The organism is Salinarimonas rosea DSM 21201 (genome assembly GCF_000429045.1).
GTDB lineage: Bacteria > Pseudomonadota > Alphaproteobacteria > Rhizobiales > Beijerinckiaceae > Salinarimonas > Salinarimonas rosea.
This window is the reverse complement of the sequence record NZ_AUBC01000020.1, coordinates 45,499-63,016: the sequence shown is the minus strand read 5'-3', so window position 1 is coordinate 63,016 and position 17,518 is coordinate 45,499. Positions and strand designations below refer to the sequence as shown.

Annotated in this window: 20 protein-coding genes; 11 read left to right on the top strand and 9 right to left on the bottom strand. The window is 72.1% G+C overall.

The features are described 5' to 3' along the window. The first annotated feature begins 145 nt into the window (after nucleotides 1–145). The 3 genes from G407_RS0116240 (at nucleotide 146) to flaF (ending at nucleotide 1,968) form a co-directional block, all read left to right on the top strand. Entirely contained in the window at nucleotides 146–994 is an 849-nt protein-coding gene (locus G407_RS0116240) for a flagellin N-terminal helical domain-containing protein (protein WP_029031672.1), read from the top strand. 119 nt (nucleotides 995–1,113) lie between these two features. Further along, complete coding sequence (locus tag G407_RS0116235; RefSeq protein ID WP_029031671.1) at nucleotides 1,114–1,509, top strand: flagellar biosynthesis repressor FlbT; 396 nt, start codon at nucleotides 1,114–1,116, stop codon at nucleotides 1,507–1,509. Nucleotides 1,510–1,596: 87 nt separating this feature from the next. Continuing rightward, nucleotides 1,597–1,968: a flagellar biosynthesis regulator FlaF gene (gene flaF, locus G407_RS0116230; RefSeq protein ID WP_029031670.1), complete on the top strand. Its 372-nt coding sequence runs from the start codon at nucleotides 1,597–1,599 to the stop codon at nucleotides 1,966–1,968. Nucleotides 1,969–2,022: 54 nt separating this feature from the next. Here flaF and G407_RS28135 read toward each other — a convergent pair whose 3' ends face one another. From G407_RS28135 to G407_RS0116210, 4 genes are all read right to left on the bottom strand, one after another. Beyond that, entirely contained in the window at nucleotides 2,023–2,409 is a 387-nt protein-coding gene (locus G407_RS28135; protein ID WP_043539998.1) for a FlaG family protein, read from the bottom strand. Nucleotides 2,410–2,544: 135 nt separating this feature from the next. Then, the gene (locus G407_RS0116220; protein WP_043539996.1) at nucleotides 2,545–3,054 is read right to left on the bottom strand and encodes a hypothetical protein; all 510 of its coding nucleotides are present in this window, start codon (nucleotides 3,052–3,054) and stop codon (nucleotides 2,545–2,547) included. Between the two features lies 1 nt (nucleotide 3,055). Then, nucleotides 3,056–3,400, bottom strand: coding sequence for a rod-binding protein (locus G407_RS0116215; protein ID WP_029031668.1), 345 nt, complete (start codon nucleotides 3,398–3,400; stop codon nucleotides 3,056–3,058). Beyond that, nucleotides 3,400–4,584: a flagellar basal body P-ring protein FlgI gene (locus tag G407_RS0116210; RefSeq protein ID WP_043539995.1), complete on the bottom strand. Its 1,185-nt coding sequence runs from the start codon at nucleotides 4,582–4,584 to the stop codon at nucleotides 3,400–3,402. Before G407_RS0116210 ends, G407_RS0116215 begins: the two co-directional genes overlap by 1 nt. A 217-nt stretch (nucleotides 4,585–4,801) precedes the next feature. Between G407_RS0116210 and G407_RS0116205 the strand changes: the two genes are divergently transcribed. Both G407_RS0116205 and dksA read left to right on the top strand, forming a co-directional pair. Continuing rightward, a complete protein-coding gene (locus G407_RS0116205) occupies nucleotides 4,802–5,236 on the top strand; it encodes a flagellar assembly protein FliX (RefSeq protein ID WP_029031666.1) in 435 nt (144 codons plus the stop codon). 211 nt (nucleotides 5,237–5,447) lie between these two features. Continuing rightward, nucleotides 5,448–5,867 carry an RNA polymerase-binding protein DksA gene (dksA, locus tag G407_RS0116200; RefSeq protein ID WP_029031665.1) on the top strand — a complete coding sequence of 140 codons (420 nt, stop codon included), beginning with the start codon at nucleotides 5,448–5,450 and terminating at the stop codon, nucleotides 5,865–5,867. Nucleotides 5,868–5,943: 76 nt separating this feature from the next. On the opposite strand, the gene G407_RS0116195 is transcribed toward dksA, so the two are convergent. The 5 genes from G407_RS0116195 to G407_RS30600 form a co-directional block, all read right to left on the bottom strand. Next, nucleotides 5,944–7,776 (bottom strand): ABC-F family ATP-binding cassette domain-containing protein, encoded by a 1,833-nt coding sequence (locus G407_RS0116195; protein WP_029031664.1) that lies wholly within the window; start codon nucleotides 7,774–7,776, stop codon nucleotides 5,944–5,946. A gap of 58 nt (nucleotides 7,777–7,834) precedes the next feature. Beyond that, nucleotides 7,835–8,422 (bottom strand): histidine phosphatase family protein, encoded by a 588-nt coding sequence (locus tag G407_RS0116190; RefSeq protein WP_029031663.1) that lies wholly within the window; start codon nucleotides 8,420–8,422, stop codon nucleotides 7,835–7,837. 36 nt (nucleotides 8,423–8,458) lie between these two features. Next, complete coding sequence (gene fabI / locus G407_RS0116185) at nucleotides 8,459–9,283, bottom strand: enoyl-ACP reductase FabI (protein WP_029031662.1); 825 nt, start codon at nucleotides 9,281–9,283, stop codon at nucleotides 8,459–8,461. Between the two features lie 154 nt (nucleotides 9,284–9,437). After that, the gene (locus G407_RS0116180) at nucleotides 9,438–10,424 is read right to left on the bottom strand and encodes a DnaJ C-terminal domain-containing protein (RefSeq protein ID WP_029031661.1); all 987 of its coding nucleotides are present in this window, start codon (nucleotides 10,422–10,424) and stop codon (nucleotides 9,438–9,440) included. A 136-nt stretch (nucleotides 10,425–10,560) separates the two neighbouring features. Next, on the bottom strand, nucleotides 10,561–11,037 hold the full coding sequence (locus tag G407_RS30600; RefSeq protein WP_052341458.1) for a hypothetical protein: 477 nt from the start codon (nucleotides 11,035–11,037) through the stop codon (nucleotides 10,561–10,563). 234 nt (nucleotides 11,038–11,271) lie between these two features. Here G407_RS30600 and pdxH point away from each other — a divergent pair, with 234 nt between their 5' ends. From pdxH to G407_RS0116145, 6 genes are all read left to right on the top strand, one after another. Continuing rightward, complete coding sequence (gene pdxH / locus G407_RS0116170) at nucleotides 11,272–11,883, top strand: pyridoxamine 5'-phosphate oxidase (protein ID WP_029031660.1); 612 nt, start codon at nucleotides 11,272–11,274, stop codon at nucleotides 11,881–11,883. Nucleotides 11,884–12,057: 174 nt separating this feature from the next. Next, nucleotides 12,058–13,545, top strand: coding sequence for an ABC transporter substrate-binding protein (locus G407_RS0116165; protein ID WP_029031659.1), 1,488 nt, complete (start codon nucleotides 12,058–12,060; stop codon nucleotides 13,543–13,545). A 246-nt stretch (nucleotides 13,546–13,791) separates the two neighbouring features. Next, nucleotides 13,792–14,745: an ABC transporter permease gene (locus tag G407_RS0116160; RefSeq protein ID WP_029031658.1), complete on the top strand. Its 954-nt coding sequence runs from the start codon at nucleotides 13,792–13,794 to the stop codon at nucleotides 14,743–14,745. After that, nucleotides 14,742–15,596, top strand: a complete 855-nt coding sequence (locus G407_RS0116155) for an ABC transporter permease (RefSeq protein WP_029031657.1) — start codon at nucleotides 14,742–14,744, stop codon at nucleotides 15,594–15,596. Before G407_RS0116160 ends, G407_RS0116155 begins: the two co-directional genes overlap by 4 nt. Next, entirely contained in the window at nucleotides 15,593–16,642 is a 1,050-nt protein-coding gene (locus G407_RS0116150; RefSeq protein WP_029031656.1) for an ABC transporter ATP-binding protein, read from the top strand. The genes G407_RS0116155 and G407_RS0116150 overlap by 4 nt, the downstream gene beginning before the upstream one ends. Further along, nucleotides 16,639–17,502: an ATP-binding cassette domain-containing protein gene (locus G407_RS0116145; protein WP_052341457.1), complete on the top strand. Its 864-nt coding sequence runs from the start codon at nucleotides 16,639–16,641 to the stop codon at nucleotides 17,500–17,502. Before G407_RS0116150 ends, G407_RS0116145 begins: the two co-directional genes overlap by 4 nt. Nucleotides 17,503–17,518: the final 16 nt, after the last annotated feature.

Here is a 17,518-nt window from a genome sequence, read left to right as displayed (position 1 = left end):
GCCCGCCCCGCGCGGGCCTTTTTCGTGCGCGCGTGGAAGTCTTAATGCACGTTAGGCACGTTCTTGAACCGCTCCTTTACTCGTGTCGGGCCAATCTGCGTCAGAGGCTAGAAGAGCCTCATCGACGACACAGAAGGAGTTCGTCATGCAGATCGCACTTTCCTCGGGCATCCGTAACACGCTGCTCACCATCCAGCAGACCACCCAGGCGGCGAACCAGGCGGAGAAGCGCCTCGCCACCGGCCTCAAGGTGAGCTCGGCCGTCGACAACCCGCTCGCGTTCTTCTCCGCGGCCGGTCTGCGCGACCGGTCGAACGACCTCGCCGGCCTCCAGGATTCGATGCAGCAGGCGACGCGGACGATCTCCGCGGCGACGAACGGCATCGAGGGCATGAAGAAGCTCTTCGAGACCGCCCAGGGTCTCGCCAACCAGGCCGCCGCCGAGCAGGACAGCACGGCGCGCAACACGCTCCAGACGCAGTTCAACGAAGTCGTGCGCCAGGTCGACGACCTGATGCGCAACTCCGGCTACGGCGGCGTCAACCTGCTCAACGGCGGCACGCTGAACGTGCGTTTCGACGCGTCCGACACCACCGCCTCGCTGGCGCTGTCGGTCAACAGCGGCACGGTGCTCAATGCCGCGACGCTGGGCGTCACCACCGGCGCGGTCGGCTCCTGGACGAACGGGGCGGGCACGCTCGGGACGGCGGGCAACGCCAACATCGCCACCGCGCTCACCTCGATCCGCACGGCGATCACCTCGCTGCGCTCCGAGGCGAGCCGGCTCGGCGCCAACAACGCCATCGTCACGGCGCGCCAGGAGTTCACCTCGAACATGATCAACACGCTGCGCGCCGGCGCGGACGACTGGACGCTCGCGGACCTGAACGAGGAAGGCGCCAAGCTCACCTCGCTCAACACCCGCAACCAGATCGCCCAGACCGCGCTCGCCCTGGCCTCCCAGCGCGACCAGTCGGTGCTGCGGCTGTTCTGATCCATCGCGATCCTCGAGATCGAGCGCCGCGCCTCGAAAGGGGCGCGGCGCTCGCCGTTTAAGCATTGCTTAACCACGTCGGGCCTAGGCTCCGCGATGCAGAACCGAAGGGGGCCGACATGGCGCTGCGCATCGAGCTCAAGCCGCACGAGCGGATCATCATCGGGAAGGTGGCGCTCACCAACGGGCCGACGCGCACGACCTTCGTCGTCGACGGCCGCGCGCCGATCCTGCGCTGCAAGGACGTGATCACGCCCGAGCAGGCGGACACCGTCTGCAAGAAGCTCTACCTCGTCATCGAGCGCGTCTATCTCGAGGAGGTCTCCTTCGAGGAGGCCGCGCCGGCGTTCAACGCGCTCGCGGCCGAGATCGTCGGCGCCGCGCCGAGCACCAAGCGCTTCCTCGCGGCCATCGCCGAGCGCTTCGTCGCGCAGAACCTCTACGGGGCGCTGAAGATCTGCCGCAAGCTGATCGCCTACGAGGGCTCGATCATCGCCCACGCGCAGGCCGCGTGAGATCGCGCGCATCGCGTTTACGTCGGCAACCCAAACTTAATCCCGATCGACCATGATCGTGGGACAGTGCAGTCGGGGGTTCCAAGGATGAACAACGCCGCCCAGGCCTACGCCAGCACGGCGAAGACGGCGAAGGTCGATCAGCGCGAGCTGGAGGCCAACCTCTTCATGCGCGCGGCCGCGAAGCTGCAGGCCGCTCGCGAGCGCTTCTCCGAGGCCGAGCTCCGCGAGGAGGCCCTCGAGTACAACAAGCGCATCTGGTCGGTCTTCCTGCCGTCGATCGTCGACCAGTCGAACCCGCTGCCGATCGAGCTCAAGGGCAACCTCGCGAGCCTCGGCGTCTTCGTGTTCCGGCGCATGGACGAGATCTACGAGAAGCCCGCGGCCGAGCGCCTCGACATCCTCGTGTCCATCAACGTCGACATCGCCGCCGGCCTCAGGGGCCAGGCGGCGGCCTGATCGATCGTCTCCGTCGTCGAAGCGCGAGCCGGGGCGCCGCGGGCGCGCCCGGCTTCAGCGGCCGGGCTCGGCGCCGCGGATGTAGGCGCGCAGCTTGAGCAGCATCTCGGCCGGGACCTGATCCACGACCTCGCCCGACTCCGTATCGACGGTGAGCGTGACGACGGCGCGGGTCGCCTCGTCGATCTCCGTGCGCCGCGCGAGAACGCGCTTCATGGCCGCGTCGAGCGCGGCCCGGTCCTCGGCGCCGGGGCTCGTGTCGAGGCGAACGGCCTCGCTCTCCGCGATCTGGCTGACGCTGCGCGAGGGGTCGAGCTCGGTGGCCACCGGCCGCGCCGGCGTCGCCGTGTCGGGCCGCTGCACCGCTGCGACGACGGTCTGGCTCGCCGCCTGCCGCGCGCTCGCGGCGGCGGGCGTCTTCTGAACGCTGCCGACGTCCATGACGGACCTCCTGTCCAAACGGCCTTCCGGCCGTCGTCGACCCTAGCGCGGGCCGCTGAATCGGAGGTTTAAGGAAAAGGTAAACGCCGCGGCGATTCCGCTCGCAGGCTGCCCGAGGGGCAGAGGCACCAGAGGTCAGAAGCTCCTGGAGAGAACGAGCGAGCCGTTGCCGCTCGCCACCGGCGCGCCGTAGCCGCCGCCGGGGCCTCGCGCCGCGCCGCCCGGCCCGTAGCCGGCCGCCGTCGTCCCGCCGCCGAGCTCGCCGGAGAGCGAGCGCACCAGTCCCTCCGAGACCGCACGGGCGGTGGCGAGCACGATCTGGTTCGTCTCGATCGTGCGCTGGAAGGCGTCGTGCTCGGCCTTGAGACGCTCCAGCGCATCCGGCACGAAGCGCGCGAGCGCGATCGCGTTGGCCTTGAGCGCTTCCAGGCCCAGGACGTAGCGCGAGGTCAGCGCGCTCTTGCGCGCCTCCTGCGCGAGGCCGTCGCGGATGCGCCCCGCGCGCACGTGCGCGGTCTCCACCTCGAGCAGCTTCTCGAGCTCCTGCATGACCGCCCGCACCTCGGCGACGAGCGCTTGCGCGGCCGCCACGGTGCCGACGTGCGGCACGGGCTCGGGCGGCTTGTCCTGTTGGTCGGCCCACATGTCAGGCGGTCTCCTGCAGCTTGAGGATCTCGGCATAGACGCCGTCGGCGAGGCCGATCCCGCCGCGCTCGGCGATCTTGCCGGCGTATTCCTTCACCAGCATCGACTGGTACATCCCCGCGCCCGGCCCGGCCTCGCCGAACAGGCCGACCTCGCCGACGCTCTCGAACACCCGCCCGAGCATCTCCTCGAGCATCATCGTCTCGAACTCCTTCGCCGTCTCTCTTGCGCGCGCGGCGCGATCGGAGGAGGCTGGCCCGGCGTCGGCGAGACCGGAGCGGGCGGTCTCGAGGCGGCCGGCGAGGCTCGCCTGGCCCGCGGTGTAGGCGGAGAGAACCGGGTTCATCACATCACCTCGATCTCGGCCTGGAGCGCGCCCGCCGCCTTGATCGCCTGGAGGATGGCGATGAGGTCGCGCGGGCCGACGCCCAGCGCGTTGAGCCCGTCGACGAGCTCGCGCAGGGAGACGCCGGTGTCGACGATGGTGAGGCGCTGGTCGCCGTCGGCGTCGACCTGCACGCCGGTACGCGGCACGACGACCGTCTCGCCGAGCGAGAGCGGGTCCGGCTGGGAGACCTGCGGCTGCTCGCTGATCGTCACGGTCAGGTTCCCCTGCGCCACGGCGACCGTCGAGACCCGCACGTCGCGGCCCATGACGACGATTCCCGAGCGCTCGTCGATGACGACGCGGGCGGGCTGGTCGGGCTCGACGCGCAGCTGCTCGATGTCGGTGAGCAGCGACACGATGTTGCCGGGATAGTTCTGCGGCAGCACGATCGCGATCGAGGACGGGTTCAGCGGCTCGGCCACGCCCGCGCCCATGAAGGCGTTGATCGCCGCCGCGATGCGGCGGGCGGTGGTGAAGTCCGGGTTGCGCAGGGCGAGCCGCAGGCCGCGCTGGGCGTCGAGCGCGAACTCGATCTCGCGCTCGATCAAGGCGCCGTTGGCGATGCGCCCGACCGTCGGCACGCCCTGCGTGATCGAGGCGGCCGCGCCTGTTGCCGCGAAGCCGGCGATGGCGACGGGCCCCTGCGCCACGGCGTAGACCTCGCCGTCGGCGCCGAGCAGCGGCGTCACGAGGAGCGTGCCGCCCTGCAGCGAGGAGGCGTCGCCGAGCGCCGAGACGGTGACGTCGAGCCGGGTGCCCTGGGTGGAGAAGGCGGGGAGGTTCGCCGTCACCATCACCGCGGCGACGTTCGCCGTGCGCAGGTTCTGCCCGCGGGTGTTGACGCCGAGTCGCTCCAGCATCGCGGTGAGCGACTGGCGGGTGAAGGGAGAGTTGTTGAGGCCGTCGCCGGTGCCGTTGAGGCCCACGACGAGGCCGTAGCCCACGAGCTGGTTCTGGCGCACGCCCTCGACGTCGGCGAGATCCTTGATCCGCGACAGCGTGGTGAGCGGGCGCACCGCCTCCGCCGCCGCGGGGGCGGGGGGCAGCACGATCGCCAGCGCCGCGAGCGCGACGACCGCGCCGCGGACGAGACGGAGCGCTGCGGAACGGACGGCGGCGAGACGCGAGGTCGACGGGACCATGATGTCCTCCTCCTGGACGCCAATCCCCTCGCGAAGGCCGTGCCAGGCGCAGAACGCAGGCGGCGCAAGGAATCGACCGGCGGAGCCGGCGTGCGGTTCCCGTGCGGGGACGGCACGATCGTCCCGCGACCGGCAGGAGCTGCCGGGCCGTCAACGCTTCGTTAACCATGATCGCGCCATCCTCCGGGGCGTCGTCGGCGAGAGCGGAGGGTGGATCATGCGCATCGAGGGCAAGCCCGGCGTGCCGTTGACGTCGGTCTCCGGGACGCGGCGCCGCGAGGGCGGGGCGAGCTTCGCCGTCGCCGACGAGGGGCCGAGCAGCGCGTCGAGCGCGCGCGCCTCGTCCGTCGGCCCCACGACGAGCCTCGACGCCATCCTCGCGCTCCAGGGCGAGGAGGACCCTGCCGAACGCCGCCGCAGGGCGGCGCGGCGGGGACAGGACATGCTCGACGACCTCGACCGGCTCAAGGCCGCGATCCTCGGCGGGCGGGTGCCGCCGGAGGACATGAAGCGCGTTGCCGCTCGCCTCGCCGAGCGTCGCGAGGCGAGCGGCGACCCGCGGCTCGACGCGATCCTCTCCCAGATCGAGCTGCGCGCCGAGGTCGAGATCGCCAAGCTCGCGGCCCGCGATGGTCGCGGCGGGCGCGCCTGAGCCGCCGGCATCGATTCTTCGGGAATGCGCGAGGCCAATCGGTTGAACCGCGCCTCCGCGCCGATTGTGCAGTGCAAACCCCTCGATTGCCGCCGAAAATCGCCGCCTTTTGTCGATTGTCCCGTTGCGACCGCTCCGCTATAAGGAGCCGCGCCCGCGGGCGGGTTCGAAGTGCGCAGGCTCGGGCGCGGCGGCAGCGAGAAGGTCCGACATGTCGAACACCCTCATCGACCAAGGGTACCGTCCGACCGAGGACGAGCCCTTCATGAACGAGCGCCAGCGCGAGTACTTCCGGCGCAAGCTGCTCCAGTGGAAGCAGGACATCATCCGCGAGTCCTCGGAGACCCTCGCGACCCTCCAGAGCGAGAACGAGAACCACCCGGACATCGCCGATCGCGCCTCCTCCGAGACCGATCGCGCCATCGAGCTGCGCGCCCGCGATCGTCAGCGCAAGCTCATCGCCAAGATCGACGCGGCGCTCTCGCGCATCGAGGACGGGTCGTACGGCTATTGCGAGGAGACCGGCGAGCCGATCTCGCTCAAGCGCCTCGAGGCCCGACCGATCGCGACGCTCTCGCTCGAGGCGCAGGAGCGCCACGAGCGCAACGAGCGCGTCCATCGCGACGACTGACCCCCTCCCACGCCGCCGCTGAGCGGCGTTTTTTGTGCGCGCTCCCGCCGTTGCGACGACAACGGTGGGGCGCGTCTCACCCTTCCAGCTCTTCCCGCAGCATCTCGAGCTCGAGCCAGCGCTCCTCGATCTGCGCGAGCTTCGCCTGGGCGTTGCCCATCAGCGTCGTGAGCTTCTCGAAGCGCGCCGGGTCCCGGCCATAGAGGTCCGGGTCGTCGAGGGCGGCCTGGAGCTTGGCGATGTCGCGCTCCAGCGCGGCCATGAGGCCGGGCAGCGTCTCGAGCTGGTGCTTCTCGCTCCCCGAGAGCTTGCGCTTCCTCTCCCGCGGGGCCGCGTCCCGTGTGGCGGTCTCACCGGCCGCCGGCTCCTCGCGAGATGACGCCTTGGGCGCCGGCGAGACCGTGCGCGGTCCGATGCCCCGGCCACGCTGGGCGACCATGTCCGAGTAGCCGCCGGCATACTCGACGAACCGCCCGTCGCCCTCCGCCACCAGCGTCGAGCCGACGACCCGGTCGAGGAAGTCGCGGTCGTGGCTGATCAGGATCAGCGTGCCGGCATAGTCCGCGATCAGCTCCTCGAGCAGGTCGAGGGTCTCGAGGTCGAGGTCGTTCGTCGGCTCGTCGAGGACGAGGAGGTTCGACGGCTTGGCGAGCGCCCGCGCCAGCATCAGCCGCCCGCGCTCGCCGCCGGAGAGCACGCGCAGGGGCGTGCGCACCTGCTCGGGCGAGAACAGGAAGTCCTTCATGTAGCTCGCCACGTGCTTGGGCTGGCCGCCGACCATGACGTGGTCGCCCCGCCCGCCGGTCATCGCCTCCGCGAGCGTCCAGTGCGGGTCGAGGCTCTCGCGCCGCTGGTCGAGCGTGACCATCTCGAGCGTCGCGCCGAGCGTCACCGATCCCGTGTCGGGCGCGAGCGCGCCGGTGAGCATGTTGAGCAGCGTCGTCTTGCCCGCCCCGTTCGGCCCGACGATGCCGAGCCGGTCCCCGCGCGCGATGCGGATCGAGACGTCCTTCACCACGTCGCGGCCGCCGTAGGCCTTGGAGACGCCCTTCGCCTCGATCACGATCTTCGACGACGTCTCGCCCTCCGACGCCGTCATCTGCACCTGCCCGACGGCGCGGCGCTCCTCGCGCAGCCGGCGGCGCATGTCCTGGAGCAGCCCGACGCGGCGCATGTTGCGCTTGCGCCGCGCGGTGACGCCGTAGCGCATCCAGTCCTCTTCCGCGGCGATCTTGCGGGCGAGCTTCTGGCGGTCGCGCGCCTCCTCCTCGAGCACGGCGTCGCGCCACGCCTCGAAGCCGGAGAACCCCTCCTCCATGCGCCGGGTGACGCCGCGGTCGAGCCAGACGGTGGCCTTCGACAGCGTCTCGAGGAAGCGCCTGTCGTGGCTGATCAGCACGAGCCCGCCGCGCAGCGCCTTCAGCTCGGTCTCGAGCCATTCGATGGCGGGCAGGTCGAGGTGGTTCGTCGGCTCGTCGAGGAGCAGGATGTCGGGGGAGGGGGCGAGGGTGCGGGCGAGCGCGGCGCGGCGCGATTCGCCGCCCGACAGGCTCGCGGTGGGCTCCTCGCCGGTCATCCCGAGCTCTTCCAGCAGATAGCGGGCGCGATACGGGTCGTCGCCCTCCTCGAGGCCGGCCTCGACATAGGCGAGCACGGTGGGGAAGCCCGAGAAGTCCGGCTCCTGCGGCAGGTAGCGGATCGTCGCGCCCGGCTGCACGAAGCGCCGGCCCGCATCCGCCTCGATCAGCCCGGCCGCGATCTTGAGGAGCGTCGACTTGCCGGACCCGTTGCGCCCGACGAGCGCCACCCGCTCCCCGGCCGCGACGGACAGCTCCGCCCTGGTGATCAGCGGCGTGCCGCCGAAGGTGAGGGCGACGTCTTGGAGGGTGAGCAGGGGAGGGAGCGCCATGGGCCGGATGTATGGGGTTTTGCGGCGCGGGTGAAGGGGGATGATCCGCGCCCGCCGCTCAGACCCAGCGCCAATGCCCGTCCTGCACCACCAGCACACGTCCCTGCCAGATGTCGTAGTGCGGCGCGCGCTCGGGCGGGGCGCCGGCGATCAGCGTCAGGAGGGCGCGGGCGACCCCGCCGTGGGCGACCATCACCGTGTCGTGCGCGATCTCCGCGGCGACGGGGGCGAGGCGCTCGGCCAGCATGGCGTAGCTCTCGCCGCCGGGCGGGACGTAGCCCCACTTGTCGGCTTCCCGGGCCGCGGCGCCCTCGGGATCGTGGTCGCGCAGCTCCGGCCAGGTGCGACCCTCCCAGTCCCCGAAGGAGATCTCGACGAGGCGCGGGTCGAGCCGGTAGGCGTCGCGCGGCAGGCCCATCGTGCCGCGCAGGATCTCCATCGTGTCGCGGGTGCGGCGCATGGGGGAGGCGACGAAGTCGAGCCGGCCGGGGTCCCCGCGCACGAGGCCGCGCAGGATGCGCCCGGCCGTCTCGGCCTGGACGCGCCCGAGCGCGTTCAGCTCGGTGTCCCGACCGCCCTGGAGGCGGCCCTGCGCGTTCCAGTCCGTCTCGCCGTGGCGGACGTAGTAGAGGACGGGTCCCGCCACGGCGCGTGCCTCCCCTCGCTTCGGCCGGTTGGCGGCTCAGTCCCTGTCGAGCGCGATGTCCGGGGCGTCCGGGTTCTTCATGCCGACGATGTGGTAGCCCGAATCGACGTGGATCGTCTCGCCGGTGATGCCCCGCGACATGTCCGACAGGAGGAAGGCCGCCGTCTCGCCGACCTCCTCGATCGTGGTGTTGCGGCGAAGCGGCGAGTTGTAGGCGTTCCACCTGAGGATGTATCGGAAATCCCCGATCGCCGAGCCCGCCAGCGTCTTGATCGGTCCCGCCGAGAGCGCGTTGACGCGGATGTTCTGCGGCCCGAGATCGGCCGCCATGTAGCGCACCGACGCCTCGAGCGCGGCCTTGGCGACGCCCATGACGTTGTAGTGCGGCATCCACTTCTCGGCGCCATAGTAGGTCAGCGTCAGGAGCGACCCGCCGTTGGGCATCAGCTTCTCGGCGCGCTGGGCGATCGCCGTGAAGGAATAGCAGGAGATCGCGAGCGAGCGGTTGAAGTTGCCCTCGCTCGTGTCGACGTAGCGGCCGGTCAGCTCGTCCTTGTCGGAGAAGGCGATGGCGTGGACGACGAAGTCGATCGTGCCGAGCGCCTTCTCGGTCTGCGCGAACACGGCGTCGATCGTCGACGCGTCGGTGACGTCGCAATGCCCGACGAGATCCGCGCCCAGCTCCGCGGCGAGCGGCGCCACCCGCTTCTTGAGCGCGTCGCCCTGGTACGTGAAGGCGAGCTTGGCACCCTGGTCGTGCGCGGCCTTGGCGATGCCCCACGCGATGGAGCGGTTGTTCGCCACCCCCATGATCAATCCGCGCTTTCCGGCGAGAATGCCGGCGGTGGTCTCGTCCGCCATGAAACACCCGACTAGTTGGAGCCCCCCGGGCCGTCTGCGCGGCTTCTTTAGCCGACCGGGCGGCCACAGGAAAGCGCCAATCGCCCCTCACGCGCCCGCGTTGCGGCGACGGGGTGGTTTTCGACGGGGGAGGTGCGGGGGCGACGGAGCCGGCTCACGCCTTCACGCCTCGCTTGCGGCGCGCATACTCCATCAAGGCCTCGTCGGCCTCCTCCGGCAGGCGGATCTCGAGCACGGCGAGGAGGTCCCCGGTGCCGGTCTTGGTCGGCAGGCCCTTGCCGCGCAGGCGGAAGGTGCGGCCGCCGGACGACATCGCGGGGATCTTCATCTCGACGGCGCCGCCGAGCGTCGGCACGCGCACGGAGGCGCCGAGGATCGCGTCCTCGAGGGGGACGGGGACGCGCACGCGCAGGTCGGCGCCTTCCTTCGAGAACCGCTCGTGCGGGGCGATCTCGACGGTGAGCATCACGTCGCCCGGCTCGCCGAGCGGGCTCGCGCGGCCGAGCCCGCGCAGGCGGATCACCTGGCCGTCGGAGACGCCCTTGGGCACCATCACCTCGACCTCGCGGCCGGTGGGCAGGCGCACGCGCTTGGTGGCGCCCGCCGCGATCTCCTCGAGCGTGACGCTCATCGTCGCCTCGACGTCCTCGCCCTTGGCGGCCGCGCGCCGGCTCCCGCCCGCACCCGGCCCGCGCGCGCCGGAGAAGCCGCCGAAGCCGCCCGGGCCGGCGCCCGCGCCGCGGGCCTCCGCCTGGCGGAAGGCCTCGCCGAAGATCTGCGAGAACAGGTCGTCCGCCCCGGCCGCCCCGGCCGCGCCGCGCGCCCCGCGGGCGAACCCTTCGAACCCCTCGAAGCCCTGGGGCCCCGCGCCCGCGCCGCGCGCGCCGCCGCCGCCGAAGCCCTCGAAACCGCGAAAGCGCGGCTTGCCCTCGGCGTCGATCTCGCCGCGGTCGAACTGCTTGCGCTTGTCCGCGTCGCCGAGGATCTCGTAGGCGGTGTTCAGCTCCGCGAACTTCGCGCTCGCCTTGGGGTCCTTGCTCTGGTCGGGGTGATGCTGCTTGGCGAGCTTGCGGAAGGCCTTCTTGATATCGGCCTCGCTCGCCTGGCGGGACACGCCGAGGACGTCGTAGGGATCGCGCATCGCTCGTACCTGGTGATCGGTTGTGCGGCTCGGGTCGTCGGGCTCTCGGGGGCGTGGCCGGCGCGGCCGTGCCCCTGCGGGAGGATATGGGAGAGGTGTTGCGCGCGCGCAACTGTCCGCGCCGGCGCCTGCGCAATCACCCGGAGGGGCGCGGCAGGAGATCCGTCGGCAGCCCCGTCGCCGCCGCACCGGGGAGACCCTCCGCCTCCGCCTCGGCACGAGCCGCCTCCTCGATTCGCCAGGTCCGCGCTGCGACGCGGCAGGCGCGACCCTCGTGCCGGACGGCCTCGGTGGTGGGCGTCGCGCCCGGCACGGGCAGCGTGTGTGCGTCGAAGCGCCGGCAGACGAGCGCGCCCTCGACGCGCGGCGGCCCCGCGGCGGCGATCGTGCCGCGCGCGCCGCTCGCCGGGTCGGTCCAGGAGACGGCCTCGCCGCCGCCCATCGGGTCGAGCGCGTCGGCGAGCGCGAGGCTCGCCTGCGCGAACGCGACGCCGCCGAGGCCGAGCGTGAGGGCGCGCCCCGCCGATCCGGCGGCGATCGAGCCCGTGGTCAGCGGCTCTCCCGGCACCAGGGTCGCGAGCGGCCCCGGGCCCGCGCAGGCGCCGAGCCACAACGATCCCGCGACCGCGAGGGCGCGCGGCGCGCCTGTGCCGCGGCGCGGTTTCGCCCTATCATGTCCGGAAGAGACCCCGTGCGGGAGGGGCATGTCGGGTCCTTCTCGCGCGGCCGTCCGGGGCGCCGCCTCGTTCCCACGAGGCGCGGCGCGCCGGGTGCTCGTGTCCCGCATCGTCCCGCCGGCGCCCGCGACGGCACCCCGGGGCGATGCTCCTGGCCCGGAGAGTGAATCGTGGACGAGTTAACGGCTGGTGACTTCACGCAGGCGGACGAGCCCTACGCCCTGTTCGAGACCTGGTTTTCCGAGGCGAAGGCCTCCGAGCCGGAGGACCCCAACGCCATCGCGCTCGCCACTGCGGACGCGAGCGGCCTGCCCAACGTGCGCATGGTCCTGCTGAAGGGCTACGATCCGCGTGGCTTCGTGTTCTACACGAACACGCAGTCGCAGAAGGGCGAGGAGCTCGCCGCCAACCCGCAGGCGGCGCTGTGCCTGCACTGGAAGAGCCTGCGCCGGCAGGTGCGCGTGCGCGGCGCGGTCGAGCGCGTCACGGACGCGGAGGCCGACGCCTACTTCGCCTCGCGCCCGCGCCAGAGCCGGATCGGCGCCTGGGCGAGCCGCCAGTCGCGCCCCCTCGAGAGCCGATTCGCGCTGGAGAGGGCGGTGGCGACGAACGCCGCCAGGTACGCCGTGGGTGAGATCCCCCGCCCGCCGCACTGGACGGGCTTCCGCATCCTGCCCATGCGAATCGAGTTCTGGGCCGACAGGCCGTTCCGCCTGCACGACCGGGTGGTGTTCACGCCCACCGAAGGTGGCGGCTGGACGCGGGAGCGGCTGTACCCGTGAGGGCCGCGCGCGATTGACGTCCGTGGCGTGACGCGCAGGATGATCGGGCGCGGCTGCACGAGCCGAACGGCTAGCGTGAACGGCCGCGGTTCGGGCATGGTCGGCGCAGTCTCGGCGGATCGCCGCCGCAGCCGGCCGCGGGCCGGCCGACGAACACGGGAAGGAGATCGGCCGATGCGCTCCTCGCATCTCAACACCCTCGCCCTCGCCGCGAGCCTGCTGGCGCTCGGCGCCGCCGGCGCGCTCGCGCAGGATCGCGACACGCTCCGGCTCGGCATGCAGCTCGAGCCACCGATGCTCGACCCGACCGCCGGCGCGGCCGCGGCGATCCGCGAGGTGACCTACGCCAACATCTTCGAGGGCCTGGTGCAGATCGCCGGCGACGGGTCGGTGGTGCCGGCGCTGGCCGAGAGCTGGGAGGTCTCCGACGACGGGCTCGTCTACACGTTCGACCTGCGCGAGGGTGCCACCTTCCACGACGGCACGCCGTTCGACTGCTCGATCGTGCAGTTCTCCTACGAGCGCGCGCTGGCGCCCGATTCGACCAACGCCCAGAAGGGCCTGTTCGAGCCGATCGCCTCGACCGAGTGCCCCGACCCGTACACGGCCGTGGTGACGCTGAGCCAGCCCTCCTCGCGCTTCCTGTTCAACATGGCCTGGGGCGACGCCGTGATGGTGGCGCCGGGCTCGGCGGAGACCAACAAGACGAATCCGGTCGGCACCGGCCCCTACCGCTTCGCGCGCTGGGTGCAGGGCGACCGGGTGGAGATGACGCGCTACGCCGACTACTGGGGCGACGCGCCGGCGATCGAGAACCTCGTCATCCGCTTCATCTCGGACCCGTCCGCCGCCACGGCGGCGATGCTGGCCGGCGACCTCGACGCCTTCCCGAACTTCCCCGCGCCCGAGGCGCTGCCGCAGTTCGAGAACGACGACCGCTTCACCGTCGCCGTCGGTGCGACGGAGGGCGAGGTGCTGCTGTCGCTCAACAATGCGCGCGCACCGCTCGACGACGTGCGCGTGCGCCGGGCGCTGGCCCACGCCATCGACAAGGAGGCGATGGTCGAGGCCGTGCAGAACGGGCTCGGCACGCCGATCGGCTCCTTCTCGACGCCGGCGAGCCCGGGCTACGTCGACTTCTCCGACGCCTACCCCTTCGATCCCGAGCGGGCGCGCGCGCTGCTCGAGGAGGCCGGCGCCGCGGGCGCCTCGCTCACCATCCACCTGCCGCCCCCGGCCTATGCGCGGCGCGGCGGCGAGGTCGCGGCGGCCTACCTCCAGCAGGTCGGGCTCGACGTCGAGCTCGTGCCGATCGAGTGGGCGCAGTGGCTGGAGCAGGTCTTCCGCGGCTACGAGTTCGACGCGACGATCGTGGCGCATACCGAGCCGCGCGACCTCGATATCTTCGCGCGCGACGAATACTACTTCAACTACGGCAGCGAGGCCTACCGCGAGGCCTACCGGCGCTACCTGGCCGCGACCGACCAGGAGGAGCAGGCGGAGATCGCCGGCGAGCTCCAGCGCATCCTCTCGGAGGACCAGCCGGCGGTGTTCCTCTACGCGCTGCCCAAGATCGGCGTCTGGCGCGCGGACCTCGAGGGCCTGTGGACCAACCAGCCGATCCCGGCGAACGACGCCACCGAGGCGCGCTGGGCGCAGTGAGGGGGAGGGGCGCTCTTCCGAGGGCGCCACCTCCGTCATCCCGGGTCGCGAAGCGGGCCCGGGACCCAGAACACGTGCCGCTTCACTCAGGGCGCGCGAGAGCGCGTCCGTCCACGCGGCGCCGATGCGGGCGTCCAGTGGCCGCGACGTCGTCACGCCGCTCCACCGGACACCTGCGGTTCCGGGTCCCGGGTCGCCTTCGGCGCCCGGGACGACAGGAGGCGCAGCCGAGAGGATGAAGAAGACTTGCCCCGCTATTTCCTCGGCCGCACGATCGCGCTCGTCCTCACCGCCTTCGCGGCGAGCCTCGTCGTGTTCGTGGCCATGGCCGTGCTGCCCGGCGATCCCGCGGCGATCATCCTCGGCACCGGGGCGCGGCCCGATACGCTGGCCGCGCTGAGGGCCGAGATGGGCCTCGATCAGCCGGTGGTCTGGCGCTATCTCGACTGGATCGGCGGCTTTCTCGTCGGCGATCTCGGCACGAGCTACACCTATTCCGTCCCCGTGGCCGACCTCGTGGCGCAGCGGGCCGCGGTGAGCCTGCCGCTCGCGGTGCTCGCCCTCGTGCTCTCGACGCTGATCGCGATTCCGGTCGGCGTCTATGCCGCCTCGCGGCGCGGGCGGGCGGGGGACCTCGCGACGATGGGGGTCGCGCAGGTCGGCGTCGCCGTCCCGAACTTCTGGCTCGGGCTCATGCTCGTCGTCCTGTTCTCGCTGACGCTGGGCTGGCTGCCGGCCTCGGGCTTTCCCGGCTGGGAGGCGGGGCTCCTCGCGGGGCTCGAGGCGCTCGTCCTGCCCGCCTTCGCGCTCGCCCTGCCGCAGGCGGCGATCCTCGCGCGGGTGACGCGCTCCTCCGTGATCGAGACGCTGGGCGAGGACTTCATCCGCACGGCGCGTGCCAAGGGCCTCTCCGGGGAGGCGGCCCTGTGGCGCCATGCGGTGCCCAACGCGCTGATCCCCGTCGTCACCATCATGGGACTGCAATTCTCCTTCCTGCTCGCGGGGACGATCATCATCGAGAACGTCTTCACCCTGCCCGGGCTCGGGCGCCTCGTGTTCCAGGCCATCGCCCAGCGCGACCTCGTCACGGTGCAGAGCCTCGTCACGCTCCTGGCCGTCTCCGTCATCGTCGTGAACTTCGTCGTCGACCTCGCCTACGCCGCTCTCGATCCGCGGCTCTCGCGGGGGGGCGCGCGATGAGTGGCGCGGTGCAGAAGCCGCGCGGGCGGCTCGTCCCGGCCGCGAGCCCGAGCCTCGTCGTGGGCCTCGTCGTCACGGCGATCTTCGTCGGCATGGCGCTCGTCTCGCTCGTGTGGACGCCCTGGGAGCCGACCGCCCTGAACATCCTCAACAAGCTCGAGCCGCCCTCGCTCGCGCATCCGCTGGGCACCGACTTCTTCGGGCGCGACGTCCTCTCCCAGATCATGGCCGGCGCGCAGGTCTCGATCGTGGTCGCGGTCGTGGCGGTGCTGGTCGGCGCCGGCATCGGCGTGCCGCTCGGTGCGCTGGCGGCGGCGAGGGGCGGGCTCGTCGACGACGTCGTCATGCGCTCGACCGATCTCGCCTTCGCCTTCCCGGCGCTCCTGACGGCGGTCATCATCACCGCGCTCGCGGGGCCGGGCGCGGTGAACGCCATCGTGGCGATCGGGATCTTCAACATTCCCGTGTTCGCGCGCCTCACCCGCGGTGCCGCGCTGGGGCTGTGGAAGCGCGACTTCGTCCTCGCGGCGCGCTGCGCCGGCAAGAGCGATCTCGCCATTACCGTCGAGCACGTCCTGCCGAACTGCACGGCGGTGCTCGTCGTGCAGGCGACGATCCAGTTCGCGCTCGCCATCGTCGCCGAGGCGGGGCTCTCCTACGTGGGGCTCGGCGTGCAGCCGCCGCAGCCCTCCTGGGGCAAGATGCTGTTCGACGCGCAGACCTACATCTATTCCGCGCCCTGGCTCGCGGTCTTCCCGGGCCTCGCCATCACCATCGCCGTGCTCGGCCTCAACCTGCTCGGCGACGGCCTGCGCGACGCGCTCGACCCGAAGGTGAGGCGTGCGCGATGAGCCGGCTCCTCGAGATCCACGACCTGCGCGTCGAGATCCCCGCGCCGACGGGCGCGGCGCCGATCCTGGAGGGCGTCGATCTCGCCCTCGACCGCGGCGAGAAGCTCGGCCTCGTCGGCGAATCGGGCTGCGGCAAGTCGATGACGGCGCTCGCCGTCATGGGGCTCCTGCCGGGCGCCGCGCGGGCGACGGGCGCGATTCGCCTCGACGGGCAGGACCTGCTGGCGACGCCCGAGCGGGAGATGCAGGCGATCCGCGGGCGGCGAATCGCCATGGTGTTCCAGGAGCCGATGACGGCGCTCAATCCGGTGAAGACCATCGGCGCGCAGATCGCCGAGAGCCTGATCCTCCACCTGCGCCTCTCGAAGGGAGAGGCCGCGGGACGGGCGCGTGCGCTCCTCGACCGCGTCGGCCTGCCCGGCCCGCGCTTCTCGCTCGACCTCTACCCGCACCAGCTCTCGGGCGGGCAGCGCCAGCGCGTCGTCATCGCCATCGCGCTCGCCTGCGGGCCGGACGTGCTCATCGCCGACGAGCCGACGACGGCGCTCGACGTGACCATCCAGGCGCAGATTCTCGACCTCCTCGAGGACCTCGTGGCCGAGATGGGCATGGCGCTCGTCCTCATCACCCACGATCTCGGCGTCGTCGAGCAGACCTGCGAGCGGATGATGGTGATGTATGCCGGACGCGTGGTCGAGAGCGGGCGTACGCGCGACGTCTTCGCCCACATGGCGCATCCCTACACCCGCGGGCTCTTCGCGGCGTCGCCGCGCTCCGCGCTCCTGACCAGCGCGCGGGACGCGAGCGGGCGCAAGCGCCGGCTCGCCGCGATCCCGGGCCAGGTGCCCGATCCGCGCCATCGCCCGCCGGGCTGCGCCTTCGCACCGCGCTGCCCGCGGGCGCAGGACGATTGCCGCGTCGCGCCGCCCCCGCTCGCGCCGCTCGGCACGCCCGACCGCGCGGACCACGCCGCCGCCTGCGTGCATCCGCACCCGCCCGAGGCCGGCGCGACCGCGCCCGTCGCGAAGCCGGAGGGCGCACGATGAACGCTCCTGCCATCGGCATCCGCGGGGACGCGCCGCCGCTCGTCGAGGTGCACGATCTCGTGCGCCGCTACCGACTGCCGCGGCGCACCCTGCTCGAGCCGGCGCCGACCTTCACCGCGTTGCATGGCGTGAGCCTGACGCTGCGCCCCGGCGAGAGCCTGGGCATCGTCGGCGAATCGGGCTGCGGCAAGTCCACGCTGGCGCGCACCGTCATGGCACTCGAGACCCCGCAGGAGGGGAGCGTGCGCTTTCGCGGGCGCGACCTGTTCGCGCTCTCGCGCGCGGAGCTGCGGGCCGAGCGCAAGCACTTCCAGGCGATCTTCCAGGACCCCTACGGCTCCCTCGACCCGCGCCATTCCGTCGGCCGCATCGTGGCCGAGCCGATCCGCTCGCTCGAGCCCGAGGTCGACGCGTCCACGCGGGAGAGGCGCGTGCGCGAGGCGCTCGACCAGGTGGGCCTGCCGGCGTCGGCCGCGGAGAAGTACCCGCACGAGTTCTCCGGCGGGCAGCGCCAGCGCATCGCCATCGCCCGCGCGCTGGTCACGCGCCCGGCACTGATCGTCTGCGACGAGCCGGTCTCGGCGCTGGACGTCTCCGTTCAGGCCCAGGTGCTCAACCTGATGATGGACCTGCAGGAGCAGCTCGGCCTCGCCTACCTCTTCATCAGCCACGACCTCTCGGTCGTGCGCGTGATCACGGACCGGGTCTGCGTCATGCAGGCCGGGCGGATCGTCGAGGAGGGGGTGACGGACGCCGTCTTCGACGCGCCCTCCCACGCCTATACCCGCACGCTCCTCGACGCCGTCCCGGGCCGCCATCGCCGCACCCGCGCGGCGGAGGCGGCGCGGGCGAACGGATGACACACGAAGAAGGACC